Origin of the sequence: Pseudomonas sp. DD1 (assembly GCF_044510355.1) — a bacterium.
Taxonomy (GTDB): domain Bacteria; phylum Pseudomonadota; class Gammaproteobacteria; order Pseudomonadales; family Pseudomonadaceae; genus Aquipseudomonas; species Aquipseudomonas shahriarae.
Genome location: NZ_MSAJ01000035.1, coordinates 264198 through 281479, shown reverse-complemented (window position 1 = coordinate 281479; position 17282 = coordinate 264198). Strand labels below are relative to the sequence as shown.

Annotated in this window: 15 protein-coding genes; 4 read left to right on the top strand and 11 right to left on the bottom strand. The window is 58.9% G+C overall.

Annotated features, from left to right (window positions below):
- Positions 1-76: 76 nt before the first annotated feature.
- From PSFL_RS22815 to PSFL_RS22805, 3 genes are all read left to right on the top strand, one after another.
- Complete coding sequence (locus PSFL_RS22815) at positions 77-985, top strand: OmpA family protein (protein WP_057439335.1); 909 nt, start codon at positions 77-79, stop codon at positions 983-985.
- Between the two features lie 129 nt (positions 986-1114).
- On the top strand, positions 1115-2332 hold the full coding sequence (locus PSFL_RS22810; protein ID WP_029295244.1) for an argininosuccinate synthase: 1218 nt from the start codon (positions 1115-1117) through the stop codon (positions 2330-2332).
- Between the two features lie 628 nt (positions 2333-2960).
- Complete coding sequence (locus tag PSFL_RS22805) at positions 2961-3593, top strand: response regulator transcription factor (protein ID WP_032858436.1); 633 nt, start codon at positions 2961-2963, stop codon at positions 3591-3593.
- A gap of 61 nt (positions 3594-3654) precedes the next feature.
- Here PSFL_RS22805 and PSFL_RS22800 read toward each other — a convergent pair whose 3' ends face one another.
- The 8 genes from PSFL_RS22800 to metG all read right to left on the bottom strand — a co-directional run bounded on the left by PSFL_RS22800 (position 3655) and on the right by metG (position 10563).
- Positions 3655-3837, bottom strand: coding sequence for a PA3496 family putative envelope integrity protein (locus PSFL_RS22800; RefSeq protein ID WP_057439336.1), 183 nt, complete (start codon positions 3835-3837; stop codon positions 3655-3657).
- 107 nt (positions 3838-3944) lie between these two features.
- Positions 3945-4583 (bottom strand): endonuclease III, encoded by a 639-nt coding sequence (gene nth, locus PSFL_RS22795; protein WP_397470513.1) that lies wholly within the window; start codon positions 4581-4583, stop codon positions 3945-3947.
- A gap of 16 nt (positions 4584-4599) precedes the next feature.
- The gene (locus PSFL_RS22790; RefSeq protein WP_397470512.1) at positions 4600-5103 is read right to left on the bottom strand and encodes an Rnf-Nqr domain containing protein; all 504 of its coding nucleotides are present in this window, start codon (positions 5101-5103) and stop codon (positions 4600-4602) included.
- Positions 5096-5701, bottom strand: a complete 606-nt coding sequence (locus PSFL_RS22785) for an RnfABCDGE type electron transport complex subunit G (RefSeq protein WP_115128895.1) — start codon at positions 5699-5701, stop codon at positions 5096-5098. The genes PSFL_RS22790 and PSFL_RS22785 overlap by 8 nt, the downstream gene beginning before the upstream one ends.
- Positions 5698-6663, bottom strand: coding sequence for an RnfABCDGE type electron transport complex subunit D (locus PSFL_RS22780; protein WP_390897833.1), 966 nt, complete (start codon positions 6661-6663; stop codon positions 5698-5700). The genes PSFL_RS22785 and PSFL_RS22780 overlap by 4 nt, the downstream gene beginning before the upstream one ends.
- Entirely contained in the window at positions 6650-7858 is a 1209-nt protein-coding gene (rsxB, locus tag PSFL_RS22775) for an electron transport complex subunit RsxB (protein WP_397470511.1), read from the bottom strand. The genes PSFL_RS22780 and rsxB overlap by 14 nt, the downstream gene beginning before the upstream one ends.
- The gene (locus tag PSFL_RS22770) at positions 7855-8406 is read right to left on the bottom strand and encodes an Rnf-Nqr domain containing protein (protein ID WP_115128892.1); all 552 of its coding nucleotides are present in this window, start codon (positions 8404-8406) and stop codon (positions 7855-7857) included. The genes rsxB and PSFL_RS22770 overlap by 4 nt, the downstream gene beginning before the upstream one ends.
- Positions 8407-8511: 105 nt before the next feature.
- Positions 8512-10563: a methionine--tRNA ligase gene (gene metG / locus PSFL_RS22765; RefSeq protein ID WP_115128891.1), complete on the bottom strand. Its 2052-nt coding sequence runs from the start codon at positions 10561-10563 to the stop codon at positions 8512-8514.
- Positions 10564-10734: 171 nt separating this feature from the next.
- On the opposite strand from metG, the gene apbC reads away from it, so the two are divergent.
- Positions 10735-11829, top strand: a complete 1095-nt coding sequence (apbC, locus tag PSFL_RS22760) for an iron-sulfur cluster carrier protein ApbC (protein WP_057958615.1) — start codon at positions 10735-10737, stop codon at positions 11827-11829.
- Between the two features lie 717 nt (positions 11830-12546).
- Here the strand turns inward: apbC and gmtX are convergent.
- The 3 genes from gmtX to gmtY are packed head-to-tail and all read right to left on the bottom strand — an operon-like array spanning position 12547 to position 17217.
- Positions 12547-13209, bottom strand: coding sequence for a gamma-mobile-trio protein GmtX (gene gmtX / locus PSFL_RS22755; protein WP_397470510.1), 663 nt, complete (start codon positions 13207-13209; stop codon positions 12547-12549).
- A gap of 21 nt (positions 13210-13230) precedes the next feature.
- Positions 13231-15807: a VPA1269 family protein gene (locus tag PSFL_RS22750; RefSeq protein ID WP_397470509.1), complete on the bottom strand. Its 2577-nt coding sequence runs from the start codon at positions 15805-15807 to the stop codon at positions 13231-13233.
- A 9-nt stretch (positions 15808-15816) separates the two neighbouring features.
- Positions 15817-17217 (bottom strand): gamma-mobile-trio recombinase GmtY, encoded by a 1401-nt coding sequence (gene gmtY, locus PSFL_RS22745; RefSeq protein ID WP_397470508.1) that lies wholly within the window; start codon positions 17215-17217, stop codon positions 15817-15819.
- Positions 17218-17282 lie beyond the last annotated feature (65 nt).

Below are 17282 nucleotides of genomic sequence, written 5' to 3'. Positions count from 1 at the left end.
GCGCGACCGATATCCCTGGGTATGCCTTAACGATGTATGACGCCTTGTTGTGTTGTAGAAACCAGTGGAGCCGCCCGTGCGCCAGCAATATCTAGCCCTGCTCAGCGTGTTCGCCAGCCTGCCTGCGATGGCCCTGACCTTCCAGACGCGCCTGGAAAATATCGAGTGGAAGGTGGAAGGCGACAAGTTCGAGTGCCGCTTGAGCCAGCCGATCGCCGATTTTGGTTCGGGTGAGTTCGTGCGCCGGGCCGGCGAGCAGGCGACATTTCGCTTGAAGGCCTACAACAGCGCGCTGGGCGTCGGCTCCGCAACACTCTTGGCGGCGGCGGCGCCGTGGCAGCCGGGGCGCGGTGATATCAACCTCGGTGCGGTGCGTGCGGGCAGCGGCGATGTGCTGTTCAACAGCTCCCAGGCCCAGGCCGGGCGCCTGTTCAATGGCTTGCTCGATGGCCGCAGCCCGACTGTGCGCCACTATTCCCGGGATGGCGGCTATTCGGAAATCCGCTTGCTGCCGGTGCGCTTCAACAAGGCCTACAGCGATTACCAGTTATGTACTGCGAAATTGCTGCCGATGAATTTCGAGCAGGTCAAACAGGCTGAAGTCGGCTTTCCGGGTGGCGGTATCGACCTCGACCCGGCGGCCAAGGCCAAGCTGTTGGTCATGCTTGAGTTCATCAAGGCCGACCCTACGGTCAACCATATCGAACTGGACGGCCATTCGGATAACAGCGGCAATCGCCTGACCAATCGCGACCTGTCCCGGCGTCGAGGCCTGGCGGTGATGGACTTCTTCAAGGCCAATGGCATTCCCGAATCGCAGATCGTCCTGCGCTTCCACGGCGAGCGCTATCCGCTGGTGCCCAATACCAACCCGGCCAACCGGGCGAAGAACCGGCGGGTGAATATCCATCTCGACCGGGTGCCAGCCCCCGAGAAACCGGCACCCCAGGCCACCGCCCCGGCGAATGCGGCGGCGACCTCGTAGGCATCGGCCATTCGTCGCTCGCCCGACATAATCTGTCGCTTTATCTTCATTTGCTGTCGCGCCCCTGTAATTTCACGGTTTTGATCGGTAGAATCGACGCCTTTCCGTAAAACCCCGTGGAGTGATGGCATGGCCGACGTAAACAAGGTCGTTCTCGCGTATTCCGGCGGCCTGGACACTTCGGTGATCCTCAAGTGGCTGCAGGATACTTATAACTGTGAAGTGGTGACCTTTACCGCTGACCTGGGTCAGGGCGAAGAGGTCGAACCTGCACGAGCCAAGGCGCAAGCCATGGGCGTCAAAGAGATCTACATTGACGACCTGCGCGAAGAATTCGTCCGCGATTTCGTTTTCCCGATGTTCCGCGCCAACACCGTCTACGAAGGCGAGTACCTGCTGGGTACTTCCATCGCACGTCCGCTGATTGCCAAGCGCCTGATCGAAATCGCCAACGAAACCGGCGCTGACGCCATTTCCCATGGCGCCACCGGCAAAGGCAACGACCAGGTGCGTTTCGAACTGGGCGCCTATGCCCTGAAGCCTGGCGTGAAAGTGATTGCTCCTTGGCGTGAATGGGACCTGCTGTCCCGTGAAAAACTGATGGATTACGCTGAAAAGCACGCCATCCCGATCGAACGCCATGGCAAGAAGAAGTCCCCGTACTCGATGGACGCCAACCTCCTGCACATCTCCTATGAAGGCGGCGTGCTGGAAGACACCTGGACCGAGCACGAAGAAGACATGTGGAAATGGACCGTCTCCCCGGAGAACGCTCCTGACAAGCCGCAGTACCTGGAACTGACCTACCGCAACGGCGACATCGTCGCGCTGGACGGCGTCGAAATGACCCCGGCCACCGTACTGGCGACCCTCAACCGTATCGGTGGCGAGCACGGTATCGGCCGTCTGGACATCGTCGAAAACCGCTACGTGGGGATGAAGTCCCGTGGCTGCTACGAAACCCCGGGCGGCACCATCATGCTGCGCGCTCACCGCGCCATCGAGTCCATCACCCTGGACCGTGAAGTGGCTCACCTCAAAGACGAGCTGATGCCTAAATACGCCAGCCTGATCTACACCGGTTACTGGTGGAGCCCTGAGCGTCTGATGCTGCAGCAGATGATCGACGCCTCCCAGGTCCATGTGAACGGTGTGGTGCGCCTGAAGCTGTACAAGGGCAACGTGATCGTCACCGGCCGCAAGTCCGATGAGTCGCTGTTCGATGCCAATATCGCGACCTTTGAAGAAGATGGCGGTGCCTACAACCAGGCTGACGCTGCTGGCTTCATCAAGCTCAACGCACTGCGCATGCGCATTGCGGCCAACAAGGGCCGCAAGTTGTTCTGAAGTACCTGAAGCGACATAAATAGTGGCCCCTTGAAAAAGGGGCCATTTTTTTGTCCGTCATTCAGGAGGTCCGGGTTTTGTTTATCCGTGTTTAATGTCTTGCCGATGTGTTTGGGGTGTTGCTGTTTATTAGTTTTGCTTTTGTTTTTTTGTGTCGGGAAGTTGGTGCTTCAGGCATGCAGCCTTGTTTGTGTTTAAAATCATTCGGTTGTTTAGTAGGAAAGAGATGGAGTTCTATTTTATTTGTGGAAATATCTGTCAGATAATTCCAAGTGTTGTTAGTGACTGTTGCACCGAGGGAACTTTTTTGCAGGGGCAATGGCCGCGTCAAGGCACGCAGGTCTGGCCCGTGCAAGGGGCATTTCCTGAAAATGGCGTGCGTCATGTTTACTTTTCTAGGGTAAACGGTGCTTTTTTTGCTCAAAATATGTTTGCCCACGGAAAGTTCTGAAAGGCTGAACAATAACCGGCACATCCATATAGGCGTTTTTTTGTAGGTCTATTCTCATAACTTTGTGGGTTGGGTCTCTGCTTGTCGTTACTTGGGGGGGAGTGCTATGCCAAGGAGGAAACGACTAGGCTATTGTGCTGGCTCTGAATAATTCGAACAGCGAAATTGGACTTGCCCATGAATAAAGTGCTGATCGTGGATGATCATCCCGTCATTCGCCTTGCTGTACGCATGCTAATGGAACGTCATGGTTATGAGGTCGTTGCAGAGACCGATAACGGAGTCGACGCGTTACAACTAGCGCGGGAGCATATGCCGGATATTGTCATCCTGGATATTGGAATTCCCAAACTTGACGGTTTGGAAGTTATTTGTCGCCTGTCTTCCACAAAGCAGGCGCAACCCTTCAAGGTGTTGGTGCTGACCTCCCAGGCTCCCGGTCACTTCTCCATGCGCTGCATGCAGGCGGGGGCGGCGGGCTATGTGTGCAAGCAGCAGGACCTTACCGAGCTGCTGAGCGCAATCAAGGCCGTGCTGTCTGGCTACAGCTATTTCCCCAACCAGGCACTCAACTCGGTGCGGTCCACCCAGGGCAATACCAGCGAGGCGGATATGGTCGAACGGCTCTCAGGCCGGGAGATGATGGTGCTACAGCAGTTGGCCCAGGGAAAAACCAACAAAGAAATCGCCGACGGCATGTTCCTCAGCAACAAGACGGTGAGTACCTACAAGACGCGTCTGCTGCTCAAGCTCAATGCCCGGTCCCTGGTGGACCTGATCGAGCTCGCTCAGCGCAACGGCCTGGTTTAAGAAGCAGGGAGCAACAGGCAGGAAAAGCCTCCATGGCGGAGGCTTCTGTGTGATCGTTTGGCTAGAGATCGAAATCGTAATCGGCCAACTGTTTTTGCAGGCGTCGCTCTTCCAGAAGATTGTCGATGGTGCGGCGTTTGCTCAAATTGGTCTTGGCCACTTCTACAGGCGCCTCGGCTACTTCGTCAGTGTCCGTTGCCACAAAGTCATCTTCTACATCCAGTTGTTCTTTGCCAGTGCTCATAAGGTTAACTCCAGGCTAAGACTGCCGTTGGCGCTCCTTATATCGGCAATTGCGCACCGGGTAAAAAAGATTTTTTCAATCGACTCATCAATAAAAGCAATGACGGCTCAATCGTCAGACGTCTTTTCCTTGTATTCACACAGATCCTCGATGCGACAGCTGCCACAACGCGGCTTGCGGGCCTGGCACACATAACGGCCGTGCAGAATCAACCAGTGGTGGGAGTCCAGCAGGTAAGGCTTTGGCACAAATTTCATCAGTCTTTTCTCCACCTCCACCACATTCTTGCCCGGTGCGATCCCTGTGCGGTTACTCACGCGGAAAATATGTGTGTCCACCGCCATGGTCAATTGGCGAAACGCTGTATTGAGCACCACATTGGCCGTCTTGCGCCCCACGCCGGGCAAAGCTTCAAGTGCTTCCCGGGTTTGTGGCACTTCGCCGCCATGCAACTCGACCAGCAGTCGGCAGGTTTCTATGACGTTTTTTGCCTTGCTGTTATACAGGCCAATGGTCTTGATGTACTGCGACAGCCCCTCCACGCCCAGGGCATGGATCGCCGCTGGAGTATTGGCCACCGGAAACAGCTTGGCCGTGGCCTTGTTGACGCCTACATCCGTCGATTGCGCAGACAGGATCACCGCAATCAGCAGCTCGAACGGCGACGAGTAGGCCAGCTCGGTCTTGGGTTCTGGGTTGTCCTCGTGAAACCGACGAAAGATCTCCAGGCGTTTTGCGGCATTCATGGGGCGAGCGGTTCCTTCAGTTTGGTTTGCGGCGTTGGGTCCAGGCTTGCCACCCGGCAAGCCACAACCCGAGCAGGATAAACCCTGTGGGGGCGAGGGTGGCGATGCTGCTGCCGAGTAACAAGCGCGAGAGGGTGATTGCAACCAATAGCCCGGTAGCAACGGTGAATAGCTGAAGCTGCGCCCTGCGCTGGTTGGCGGCGAACAGGCCGGCATGTTCAAGCAATACGCATTGCACGCCAATTAACCCCAGGTAAGCTCCCAGGGCCATAGACGGGCCAAAGGCCAGGGCCTGGGCCACCAAGTGTGCGCAACTGACCCAGGTGGTGGCCAGCAACACATTGGCAATCAGCCGCCAATTGCCACTGAGGCGATTACGCACCCAGGCGCAGCTCCAGCCATACAGCGTCACGATCAGCACCCACAGGGCCCAGAAGGCAGCGGCGCCGGCCGGGGTGGCGCTGACACCCAGCAGCGCAGGCAGCAGCAACAGGCTGCCAAGGGCGAATGGTTTAGTCATGGCTGGCAGTCTCCAGCAGCGCCTGACGATGTTCGTCAAAATACCGCAAGGCATCATGGGTTGCGTTAATCACCGCGCGGGAGGTGATGGTCGCGCCCGCCATCTGGTCGAACTGGCCACCGTCTTTCTTCAGCGCCCATATCTGCGGACTTTCCCGCGACAACCCTTTGAACGAGGCAAGCCAGGGATTGCCGGGCTCGCCAATAGGTCCGCCCAATGTGGGGGTTTCTGCGTGGGCCAGGGTCTTTACCCCGAGCAGCTTGGCGTTGTGGTCGATGGCAATCAGCAATTGGATACGTCCACCGTAACCGTCGACCTGCGCGCGCAGCACGACGGCGCTGGGTTTACCGGCCAGGGTCGCGAGGTAACCACCCAGCAGTTGACTGTTATCCAGCATTTCCGAGGCGATACCCAGCGGGCGCTCCAGGGGGTGATTGTCATAACTGCCAGCGGGCAGTACATCCAGCAACGCCCGACTTTGCATCTCACGCTGCTGCGCGGCAATGGGCTTGGTCGTCAGCTGTTGCAGGCCAACGGTCAGGCCCACCGCGCCGACGGCGATCAACAGCACGATCAAGGCTTGCCAGGTGCGCGTCATGCCTTCACCGCCTGCGGCCGTGCCCAGCGCTCCAGGGTCGGCACCGCGAGGTTCATCATCAGTACGGCGAACGCCACGCCATCCGGGTAGCTGCCCCAGGTGCGGATCAGGTAGGTCAGCAGCCCCACGCCCACCCCAAACAGCAAGCGTGCCCGCGCACTTTTCGCGCCCGACACCGGTTCGGTGATGATAAAGAAGGCCCCGAGCATGGTGGCCCCGGTCAGCAGGTGAAACAGCGGCGAGCCATTGGAGTCCGAGCCCGAGCCGTTCCAGCCCAGCAGGCTGATGACAAACAGGCTGGCGAGCATGCCCACCGGCGCATGCCAACTGAATACCCGTTGCTGCAGTAAAAAGACGCCGCCGGCGAGAAACGCCAGGTTTACCCACTCGCTGCCTGTGCCGCCGATCTGGCCGAACGCCGGGTTGCTGGCAAACAGTTCATCAATGGTCAGGCTGTTATTGATGCGCAACGTATCCAGCGCCGTGGCCCGGGCCCAGGCATCGGCGGTCTCGCCGTGCAGGCCGAACACCTGTTGCAGGCCGGCCAGCAGGTCCAGGCCGTGGGATGCCGGCCAATGGGTCATTGGCTGGGGAAAGGCCAGCAGCATCAGCGCATAACCGAGCATGGCCGGGTTGAAGGGGTTCTGCTTGCCGCCATACAGATGTTTGCCCAGCAGCAATCCACTGCTCACAGCGCCCACGCATAGCCACCACGGGCAGTAAGGTGGCAGCGCCAGGGCCAGCAGGACCGCGCTGACCAGGCCACTGAGGTCGCCACCGCCCTGGCCGCGCAACCGGCGCACCCCGGCTTCGACGGCCCAGGCACAGGTGCCGGCCAGCAACAGATTGATCAACACGCCCCAGCCATACAGCCAGAACAGCACCAGCACGCCGGGCGTTACCGCCATCAACAGGCGCTGCATGGCCTGTTGCTGGCGCTCAACAACGTCAGGCCCCGACATGTTCATCCACCAACCGCTGAGCGTCAGCCAGGCGTTGTCTGGCGTCCATTAACGCGTTGGTACTGCTGGCGGGCTGGCGTTCGAGTTTGTTCAGGTCGGCGCGGGCATAGGCCAGGGCGGTCTTCAATTGGCGCAGTTGGCTGTCGATGGGCCGTTTCTCGACACGTTGCAAATCAGGCCTGGGCTGCTCGGAGGCTTCTTCGGCCGCATGCAAGGCTTGTTCAGCGTCGGCCAGGGCTGCGCCCAGGGCGGCCAGTTGTTCGGCATCGGCAAGCGCGTCCTGGGCTTTTTTCAGCTCGGCGCGACGCATGGCCAACTGGATTTTGGCGCGTTTGAGCGCTGGATCTTTATTGGCCTGGGGGATCACAACAGCGGGGGCGTTGGTTTCAAGGGCGGCCAATACCTGTTCGGCGGATTCAAATTGCTGTTGCAGGATGATCAACTGCGACTGTTGCTCAAAGGTCGGCGGATGGCCGAAGGCTTTCAGGGATTTATGCAGTTGCGCCCGGCTCATCGCCAGGTTGATCTTGGCCTTTTTTAGCGCGGCGTCGATGTCGGCGTCTTTTTGCGCGCGCACGCGCTCGATGGCAGCCTGCAGCGGGTCGCCGTTGCTCTCTGCGCTGGGGGCCGGGCGTTTACTGCGGGCCAGGCGTTCTGCCAGCTTGTGCTCTTCCTCGCGTTGCAGCCTGGCGTTGCGTTGCTCGAAGCGGCGGCGGGCGCGATCACGCTTGGTCCCGCGCTCTTGGCGCTCCTCGGCGGTGCTGGCATAGCCCGCGACAATTGGCAGCACCGTGGCCAGCGGCAAGGGCAGCATGTCGATGCAGTCCACCGGACAGGGCGCGACACACAAGTCGCAACCGGTGCATTCATCCACGATCACGGTGTGCATCAACTTGGCCGCGCCGACAATCGCATCCACCGGGCAAGCCTGGATGCACTTGGTGCAACCGATGCACTCGGCCTCACGGATAAAGGCAATCTGCGCGGGGGCTTCACCACGGGTGCTGTCCAGCTCCAGGGGCGCCAGGTTCAACAGCTGCGCCAGCTCGGCGATGGTTTCCGTGCCGCCTGGCGGGCACTTGTTGATAGCCTCACCCCGGGCGATGCCTTCGGCGTAGGGTCTGCAACCAGGGTGCCCGCATTTGCCGCATTGGGTCTGGGGCAGCAGGGCGTCGATACGTTGAATCAGGCTCATGGTTTGATCATTGCGTTTAAGCCCAGCAACGCCACGGCCATCAGCCCGGCACTGAACAGGTCCACGGGCAGGCCTTTGAAGGGCTGGGGGATATCGTTGTGGTCTATGCGCTGGCGCAAATCGTTGAACAGGCTGAGGGTCAGCCAGAATGCCGGGCCGATGCCCAGGCTATAGATCAGTTGGGTGGTATTGCCAGGGCCCAGGAATACCACGCTGAGCACGCCGGCGTTCGCCAGCAGCGGCAGCCACAACCCGTCGAAGGGCAGTGCGGGCACGCGGCGGGAAAGTACCGTCAGCAATGGCTGGCTCAACAAGAACGCCACCGGCACATAAGCAAACAGCCATACAGCGTCCAGCGCCAAGGGTTGCAACACAAAGTGAACAACCAGGTAGCTGAAAGCGCCGCTGAGGGCGACCAAGAGTGTAGTCGCCAACCCCAGGGCATGCACCCGCCGTCGTTCCAAAGGCGGATCCCCAGGCAGCGCAACACGCAGCAGGTATTGGCTGATCAGGGCAGCGCAGAGAAGGGCGACAAGCAGTTCGGTCATGGTCGAGCCGGTTAAGCAAACAGGGCCTGATTATCCGGCAAGCAGGGAGAGGGTACTAGCGCAAACCGCCCTGTCGCGGCCAATCACCGCGACAGGGTTTTCCGGTTACTTGATGCGCTGGCCAGGCTTGGCGCCGCTGTCCGGGCTGAGCAGGTAGATTTCCTCGCCGCCAGGGCCGGCTGCCATCACCATGCCTTCGGAGATGCCGAACTTCATTTTGCGTGGCTTGAGGTTGGCGATCATCATGGTCAGGCGACCATCGAGCTTGGACGGGTCCGGGTAGGCACTTTTGATCCCGGAGAACACGTTGCGTTGCTCGTCACCGATATCCAGGGTCAGGCGCAACAGCTTGTCGGCGCCTTCCACGGCTTCTGCCTTGATGATCAGCGCGACCCGCAGGTCCACGGCGGCAAAGGTATCGAAGTCGATTTCCGGCGACAGCGGATCCTTGGCCAGCTCGCCATTGCCCACTGGGGCGGCGTTGCCGGTGTCGGTCTGGCTGGCGGTCAGGTCTTCCTTGGAAGCATCCGTCATGGCCTGCACCTTGACCGGGTCGATACGGGTCATCAGCGGCTTGAATTCGTTGAGCTGATGGTTGTTGAGCAGGCTGGTGTGGTCATTCCAGGTCAACGGTGCAACGTTGAGGAACGCCTCGGCGTCGGCGGCCAGCAACGGCAGCACCGGCTTGAGGAAGATCACCAACTGGCGGAACAGGTTGATGCCGGTGGCGCAGATGGCCTGGACTTCATCCTGCTTGCCTTCCTGCTTGTTCAGCGACCACGGTGCCTTGTCGGCGATCCAGGCGTTGGCGCGGTCGGCCAGGCCCATGATCTCGCGCATGGCGCGGGCAAAGTCGCGGGCTTCATAGGCGTCGGCGATGCTTGGCGCGGCCGCCAGGAAGGCGTCGGTCAGCTCTGGTGCGGCGTTGACCGGCACCATCACGCCAGCGTTGCCCTTGTGGATAAACCCGGCGCAGCGGCTTGCGATGTTGACCACCTTGCCCACCAGGTCCGAGTTGACCTTCTGCACGAAGTCTTCCAGGTTCAGGTCCAGGTCGTCGACGCCACGGCCCAGCTTGGATGCGTAGTAGTAGCGCAGGTATTCCGGCGACAGGTGGTCCAGGTAGGTGCGCGCCTTGATAAAGGTGCCACGGGACTTGGACATCTTCTGGCCGTTGACCGTCAGGTAGCCGTGCACGGCGATGCCGGTCGGCTTGCGGTAGCCCGACCCTTCGAGCATTGCCGGCCAGAACAGGGCGTGGAAGTTGACGATGTCCTTGCCGATGAAATGGTACAGCTCGGCGGTGGAGTCCTTGCCCCAGAACGCGTCGAAGTCCAGCTCCGGCGTGCGGTCGCAGAGGTTCTTGAAGCTGGCCATGTAGCCAATCGGCGCGTCCAGCCACACATAGAAGTACTTGCCCGGCTCATCGGGGATCTCGAAGCCGAAATACGGCGCATCGCGGGAGATATCCCACTGTTGCAGGCCGGCATCCAGCCATTCGGCGATCTTGTTTGCCACGGCGTCCTGCAAGGTGCCGCTACGGGTCCAGGTTTGCAGCATTTCCTGGAAATCCGGGAGCTTGAAGAAGAAGTGCTGGGAATCCTTGAGCACCGGGGTGGCGCCCGAGATCGCCGACTTCGGATCTTTCAGATCGGTCGGTGCGTAGGTTGCACCGCATTTTTCGCAGTTATCGCCGTACTGGTCTTCGGTGCCGCACTTGGGGCAGGTGCCCTTGATGAAGCGGTCGGCCAGGAACATTTTCTTTTCCGGGTCGAAATACTGGGTGATCGAGCGGGTGGCAATGTGCCCGGCATCACGCAGTTTCAGATAGATCTGGCTCGACAGCTCGCGGTTCTCTTCGGCGTGGGTCGAGTGGAAGTTGTCGAAATCCACCAGGAACTCGGCAAAGTCGGCGCTATGTTCAGCCTGGACGTTGGCGATCAGTTGTTCCGGGGTGATGCCTTCCTTTTCGGCGCGCAACATGATGGCCGAACCGTGGGCGTCGTCCGCGCAGACATAAATGCATTGATTGCCGCGATGCTTCTGGAAGCGCACCCACATATCGGTCTGGATGTACTCAAGCATATGGCCAAGATGGATGGAACCATTGGCATAGGGCAGGGCGCTGGTGACGAGGATCTTGCGTGGCTCGGACATGGGGCTCGGCTACTTGATGAAACGGAGGTCGGCCACTATAAAGCGCTGGGGAATTTATTTCACCCCGTGAGGCTGTTTCAGGGTTTTCCAATATCGCGAAAGCATGCCCCTCACGCCTCGGAACGGTTAGGATAGCCGCCTGTTTTAGTCTGTCTTTTCCGGGAGTAGCCCATGAGCGCCGTCAATCGCGCAGCGGTGGAAGCCGTTCTTCGCCAGTACACCGACCCCTACCTGAACCAGGACCCGGTCAGCGCCGGCTGTGTCCGGGCCATTGAGGTGCAGGGCGATCAGGTCACGGTCCAGCTTGAGCTGGGCTACGCCGCAGGCCTGTTCAAGAGTGGCTGGGCGCAGATGCTGCAAATGGCCATTGAAGGCCTGGACGGCGTGCGCTCGGCCAAGGTCGACATCCAGTGTGTGATCGCCGCGCATAAGGCCCAGGCACAGATCCCCGGCCTGGCCAACGTCAAGAACGTGGTGGCGGTGGCGTCCGGCAAGGGCGGCGTGGGCAAGTCGACCACGGCGGCCAACCTGGCCCTGGCCCTGGCCCGTGAAGGCGCGCGGGTGGGCATCCTCGACGCGGATATCTATGGTCCCAGCCAGGGCGTGATGTTTGGCATCGCCGAAGGCTCGCGGCCAAAGATCAAGGACCAGAAGTGGTTCGTGCCGATCCAGGCCCATGGCGTGGAAGTGATGTCGATGGCGTTCCTGACCGATGACAACACCCCGATGGTGTGGCGCGGGCCCATGGTTTCCGGGGCCTTGATGCAACTGGTGATGCAGACCGACTGGGGCAACCTGGACTACCTGGTGATCGACATGCCGCCGGGCACCGGTGATATCCAGCTGACCCTGGCGCAAAAAGTGCCGGTGGCCGGTGCAGTGATTGTCACCACCCCCCAGGACCTGGCGTTGCTGGATGCGCGCAAAGGCGTGGAGATGTTCCGCAAGGTCAACATCCCGGTGCTGGGTGTCGTGGAGAACATGGCGGTACACATCTGCTCCAACTGCGGCCATGCCGAGCATCTGTTCGGTGAAGGCGGCGGCGAAAAGCTCGCCACCCAATATGACGTTGAGCTGCTGGCTTCGTTGCCGCTGGCGATGGGCATTCGTGAGCAGGCAGATGGTGGCAAGCCGACGGTCGCCGCCGAACCCGATGGGCAGATCGCCATGGTCTATCAGGAACTGGCCCGTCATGTAGGTGCGCGGATTGTCTTGCAGGAAGCCGGTGCCCAGGCAATGCCGACCATCACTGTCAGCGACGACTGATCGACCTGAAGGCAGACAAGCCTCGACCCTGTCGGGGCTTTTTCTTGTCTGGCGTAAACCTTTTGGGAGGGCGGGTGCGCATTTCCCTAATGGACGGTGTAAGCATTCGCTTACTTTTTCGTAAGTGTTTGGTTTTTTAACCGGACCTGGATGCCTCGAATCACCTGGACATATTTCTATGTCATTGAAGTATAACGCTTATTTATTTGTGATCGAGAGCGGCGGCGGGGTGTGCTTGGGAATGGATCCCGTTGAACTTGTCTGGGAAGTCTCTACTATCAGCCCTGTGTCCACGGATTGACACAGTCATCACGGAACGATGATTCAGGGAACCTCGCAGGATGCGATTCATCAGGACGATGAAAAGGAACACAGGGACTAGGGAAAAAATGTGGGCGGGTCAAACCGCCCCTTTTTTTTGCCTGCAGAAAAGTAAAAGACCCGCGCGCAAAAACGCAAAAAGGCCCAATCAAGGAGTTATACCCTAACGTGCATAGTTCGTGAGTGAGTGATCACAAAGTCTAACTGGCGCAGGCTTTTGAGTATTAAAGCCTTGCGATGTATAAATACATCGTATGACATCGTAGCTTCTAAGCGCCGGCACAACGGCGGCGCTTTTCTCATTAACTCGATTCGTTCATGGCATAAGCTGCAAGCTGCGCAACCCTCCCCATTTATTGCACGGTCCTCTTGCCCCTCCCCGCCAAGTTTATGGGGTCAGTCTCCCAGTACCTTACGAATCGCACGGGCAAAGCCCACCTCGAACACTGTCCGACCGCGCTCGTTGACGATCTCGCCGTGGCTGCCTTCACGCAGGCCACGGTCTTCTAGGTAGCTCGGTGAGATTGCCCTCTGTAAGGCTTCGCGTTCAGAAGGCGTCAGTTGTGCGGACATGGCGAGCACAGCCGTCGGCTGCATTCCAGGCGCCGCCGCAATATTTGCGCCCTGAGGGCGACGGTCTACGGTCACATATGTGTTGGACTTAAGAACGTTGAGTTGCGCCTTAAGCTTGTCACGCTCGGTGATGACAGCCTGCATGATAGAACGGATGGCTGGGTCTTCGATGCGCATCAGGTATTCGTGACTTGCTAGCGACTTCGGCTGCTTGGGTACGGGGGGGCCGGCATAAGCTCCCCAAGCTTCGATGAGCACCCGGTAATCAGCCGACTGGGCGTTGTAGAGTGCTCGCCCCTTCATGATTTCGTCGCCTTCGACTAGCCGTCCGATGGTTGGTAGCGAGAAGTCTCGGGAGCCGGCCTCATGGTGATTGCGGCAAAGCTCGTGCATCTTCGCTAGGTTTGCGCGCCGATTCGAACGCCCGCCCTTAGTGAGCAAAGCCTCTAGAACCGCGTCCGGATGAATGTCCGTTTTGCCATTCATTCTTCATCTCCGGCGAAGGCCTTATGCATGCGTGGAGGGAAATTTTTGGACGCGATTTATCGCAGGCAACAACGTGGTGAGATCCATGTTGAAGTGCTGGCTAAGGCTCATGCCCGCATCCATCAAGTGAATTACTTGGCGTTGACCCAGCGCGGGAAACGCCGGGTTCATCTGCTGTGCAAGGCGCCGCATGAAGGCGTTGCCGGCAAGCAGTTGTTCCTGTTCGCTTAACAACATGAACATCGGCGGCATGTTGTCGCGGTAGAGCGTCGCATCGAGCAATTGGCTGCGGCGGAACACCGCCTTGCCGGGTTCGAGGTCTGGATAAACCTCGACGTTTTCGCATACGCCAGCGAGCTGGAGCAATTCCGATTCAGTTTCCTCAAAGGCGACATGTACCTCGTGCGTAGTGCCGGAAGCCACCAATTGGGTACCGTCTCCCTGCGGGACTTCGAGTGCTGCCTTGCAGCGTTCGATGATACGCCAACAGGCTACGAGATCTTCGGCAAGGTCACTGAAGCGTTTTATGGCGCTCTCCCACACTCGCTCGGCCTGCCGGTGGGCATCCAGTTGAGTGAAAGGCTGGCCAGCATCTTCCGCGTCTGCTTTCTGCTTTTTCAAGTCCTGAAGTTCTTTTTCACGAGTGATACAGGCGTTTCGCGCTTCATCGAAGTGGTAGGCCAGAGTGTTGAAGTGGGCCGTCAGCGCGGGTAGGTGGTGCGGCTCGGTCACGAACCAACGGCATCGAACGCAGTTTCGGCTGCCGCCTGGGACGGGCCCATACTTTGGATTCATTGACGAAGAGCTCTTGGCAATCATCGGCCCTCCGTTGTAACAGCCACCCACTGCACCGTTGCCCTCAACCTCACTGGTGTTGCCACCAACTAGGCAGAGGCCGTGGTGCATGGGCATCCAGCCCAGAGGGTTGCGCGCAGCCGGATGTTGTGGGACGGCGGCGGCAAGGCTGGAAACGCTGTTGCAAATGGCCTTTTGCAGGAGTTCGTCATGTTCGGTATCGAGTAGGAAGTTCTGAATGCTTGTCTCCTTACCTGCCTCCATCCGCTCCGCCGCTCCGAGCAGAGCATCACTAATGTGCGACGCACCGGGCTTAAAATAGTAAAGGGTCATCACCAGGCGGCTATGGCCGACGAGTTTTTGCAGCACGGGGAACGGCACCTGCCCCTCCAAGGCCAGCGCAGTGATGAGGGAGACTCGCAGACTGTGCAGAGGATAGAGCGTCGTTCCTCCATGGTTTCGTTCTTCTTTCGGCGGAAGGAAGCGAATCGGCATACCGTTGCGGTGGGTTTCGCTTCGTTCAGCGAGCCGAATCTCTAACGCCTCCAACAGGCGGGACCAGCTTAGAAATAATGTCGTTACCTTTAGTGGCAGGTGACGTTCGCCCTCATCCGCCTCACGCATCCGGAAGAGGAAGCAAGTATCGGGGTAGCCGGCCAGTTGCACCTCGCTCTTCGCATCTAGGTAGCGGCCATCTAACTCCGTCCAGGCCGTGCGCCGCGATACGGGGTTGTACTTCTCCTGCCAGTCTCGCAGCTTCTCCAGCCAATAAAAAATATCCTGATGCACTGATCCGCCGACGAACCATGGCAGGGTGTAGCCCTTGTCGGGACCGGACTTGGCTATATCCGCAGTCTTGTTGGTATTGATATAGAGTACGGTCGAGACGGCGGCCCCATCGGCAATCGGATAGCTACGGCGAAATATCCCCTGTTGTAGAGGCCTCCGTTCACTGCCCTGTGCAAGCTGGCTCGAATTCAATATCCAGTTCCCCATCGCGTAACGCCAAGTGTCTGCTTCGCCCGAGTCCAGCATGCGAACCTGAAACGTGCGCAGCGGCAGCGTGAGCTTCATCAGCAGGGCAGTCCAGCGGACTGGGCTCCACATTTCCAGACGCGTCCCATTCTCCTTCGGACACTCGCGCCACACACAGTCCGGGTCGTTCCGGTCAATCTGGTCCTTGGTCACTTCGAACCATTCGGAGGAGACATTTCTGCGCAGATTGGCTTTACCTCCCAACGCGTTCTGTGCCCATTGCCAGTCGCTAAAATTCGGGCCAGCCGCGAGCATCTGGCGCAGTTCGTCCATATAGCCGTAGGGCAGAGGAGAATGCACACTCTCGTCACGTTTTGGCAGACCTGTTTTGGTCATCCGGGGGACGGGGTTGTGGAGTGCCGTTGATACCAACAGTTGGCCATGGACGTCAGCTTCGCTGAATTCGTGCAGCAGCACGAAGTGCAGGAAGGCGTGGATATAGTTGTTGTACTTGATACCGTCGGACGAGTCCGGGCATGCCGTTCGATAGAAGTCGGGCAGAACCGTCTCGCGCGCTAAGAAAACCTTAGGGTCGAGCGGCAATCCTTGCTGGACGATGTAGCGTTCAAAAAAGGCCACAATTGCCGAGAGCTTCTTGTCAATTCCGCATGTTTCGCCTCTCAACCACTCCACAGCTACGATTCGCCAGGCGGCGAGCTTTGGATAATCTCGCTCTACCCAGCCCAGGGTAGTGTCCACTGTTCGCTTCATCCCTTTCAGCTTTCTGGAAGGGGTGATTGATGCATTTGTTGGCTTCTGTTCGGCCATGAGAACTCCTCAGTCGTTCAGTTCGATGCCTGGCAGCAATAGACCGGACATGGGCTGAGTATCCTGGTATATGCCTCGCAGCCGATGCGTGGCAGCTTCGAGCGCCGCCAAGGCTTCGCGGGTATTCGCACGTGTATAGAGTTCTTGGCTTTCCAACGAGGCGTGATGCATAAAGCGGCGGATGAGCTCCTTGTCAACGCCGGCGACGCGCAGTCGCCGGCCGTAGGCGTGACGGTGTCCGTGTGGTGTCGTTCCGTGTACCTTGCCCACGGTGAGGCCAATGCGCTCGCATGCAGCGGCGTGCGCCTTGTTGTACTGAGTGAGCGTATACATCGCGCCGATGGGCTCGCGGTGCAGGTTGATAAAAGCAAAGGGGTGATCGCGCTCGACGCGAGCGACCTGTTCGAGATAGCGGTGCCATAGGTGCAAGAACCACTCGCCATACTCCGGCAGGAACCAGTATGCCTGCTTGTAGTAAGGGCCATCATGCGTACCGCCTTTCCAGCCGGCGTGACGGCGGTCCATCAGGTCGGTGCGGGGGGCAAGGCTGAACTGGTGGGCGAGATATTCCCCTCGGTTACCTTTACGTTGTCGCCCCCGCTCATCACGCCAATCGGTAGGCGCGGTACCATAGCTCGGGTGGTGAATGTAAACCTTGGCCTGGTTGGTGTTGGCGGGATCCGGGAACACGTCAGGGATGTAGAGATGAAAAGGTTCCGACTCACGGAAGCCCGCACCGTGTAGCAGCAATGTGATAAGCATGCCTCGATAATCGCAGCGTCCTGGTGTGCCGAACCCCTTGACCAACAGCTCTTCGAAGCGCTGCTCCGGGAAGGCAGGCGGTTCGCTCTTTTCAACCTTGGGAAGGCGTCGACCTCGCACACGGTGCCCTCTCTCGGTGGGTGACGCGTTCGCCGCCCAAGTGTGTCCAAGGAATGCCTTGCTCCGCCGGTATTGGTACGCAGCCTCGTCGGTCTGTCGGTCGAAGGCACCACCTGCATAGCGTGGGTTCAACCTTGCAGCGTCGGGGCACATCTCGCATAGCCAGTCGAAGAAGTCAGTCAGGTGGGTGATGATGTGCGAGGCATCCTGCGGCGATCGCGGAGCCCAGCATAATCCGCTTGGGTCGAGGCCTGTCTCACGGTCGAACGTTCCGGTATAGAGTCGTTGAGCGAAATTCTGGAATAGCCGATAGGTATCGCACTCTGCGGGATTGGTTTGTAGATATTCGAGAAACATCCGCACAGAGCGCGTCAACTTCAGCATCCAAGTCCGGCTTCGATCATGGCTGCGGTAAAGACAATAATCGAGCAATGACTCTAACACCCCGTTGGGCGTCAGCAATGCTGGAAGTTCGGTGTAGACGCCCGTTGTGTCTGCGTAGACGCGAGCTTTAACTGTCAGAAACATGTAGGCAGCTCAATTTTTGCAATTTTCTGGTCAAAGCGCCCTATCGTGCCCATTCACAGCAATCT

Coding starts and splice junctions, on each gene's coding strand:
- PSFL_RS22810 (WP_029295244.1), top strand. CDS start 1,115: ATGGCCGACGTAAACAAGGTCGTTCTCGCGTATTCCGGCGGCCTGGAC.
- PSFL_RS22805 (WP_032858436.1), top strand. CDS start 2,961: ATGAATAAAGTGCTGATCGTGGATGATCATCCCGTCATTCGCCTTGCT.
- PSFL_RS22800 (WP_057439336.1), bottom strand. CDS start 3,837: ATGAGCACTGGCAAAGAACAACTGGATGTAGAAGATGACTTTGTGGCA.
- nth (WP_397470513.1), bottom strand. CDS start 4,583: ATGAATGCCGCAAAACGCCTGGAGATCTTTCGTCGGTTTCACGAGGAC.
- PSFL_RS22790 (WP_397470512.1), bottom strand. CDS start 5,103: ATGACTAAACCATTCGCCCTTGGCAGCCTGTTGCTGCTGCCTGCGCTG.
- PSFL_RS22785 (WP_115128895.1), bottom strand. CDS start 5,701: ATGACGCGCACCTGGCAAGCCTTGATCGTGCTGTTGATCGCCGTCGGC.
- PSFL_RS22780 (WP_390897833.1), bottom strand. CDS start 6,663: ATGTCGGGGCCTGACGTTGTTGAGCGCCAGCAACAGGCCATGCAGCGC.
- rsxB (WP_397470511.1), bottom strand. CDS start 7,858: ATGAGCCTGATTCAACGTATCGACGCCCTGCTGCCCCAGACCCAATGC.
- PSFL_RS22770 (WP_115128892.1), bottom strand. CDS start 8,406: ATGACCGAACTGCTTGTCGCCCTTCTCTGCGCTGCCCTGATCAGCCAA.
- metG (WP_115128891.1), bottom strand. CDS start 10,563: ATGTCCGAGCCACGCAAGATCCTCGTCACCAGCGCCCTGCCCTATGCC.
- apbC (WP_057958615.1), top strand. CDS start 10,735: ATGAGCGCCGTCAATCGCGCAGCGGTGGAAGCCGTTCTTCGCCAGTAC.
- gmtX (WP_397470510.1), bottom strand. CDS start 13,209: ATGAATGGCAAAACGGACATTCATCCGGACGCGGTTCTAGAGGCTTTG.
- PSFL_RS22750 (WP_397470509.1), bottom strand. CDS start 15,807: ATGGCCGAACAGAAGCCAACAAATGCATCAATCACCCCTTCCAGAAAG.
- gmtY (WP_397470508.1), bottom strand. CDS start 17,217: ATGTTTCTGACAGTTAAAGCTCGCGTCTACGCAGACACAACGGGCGTC.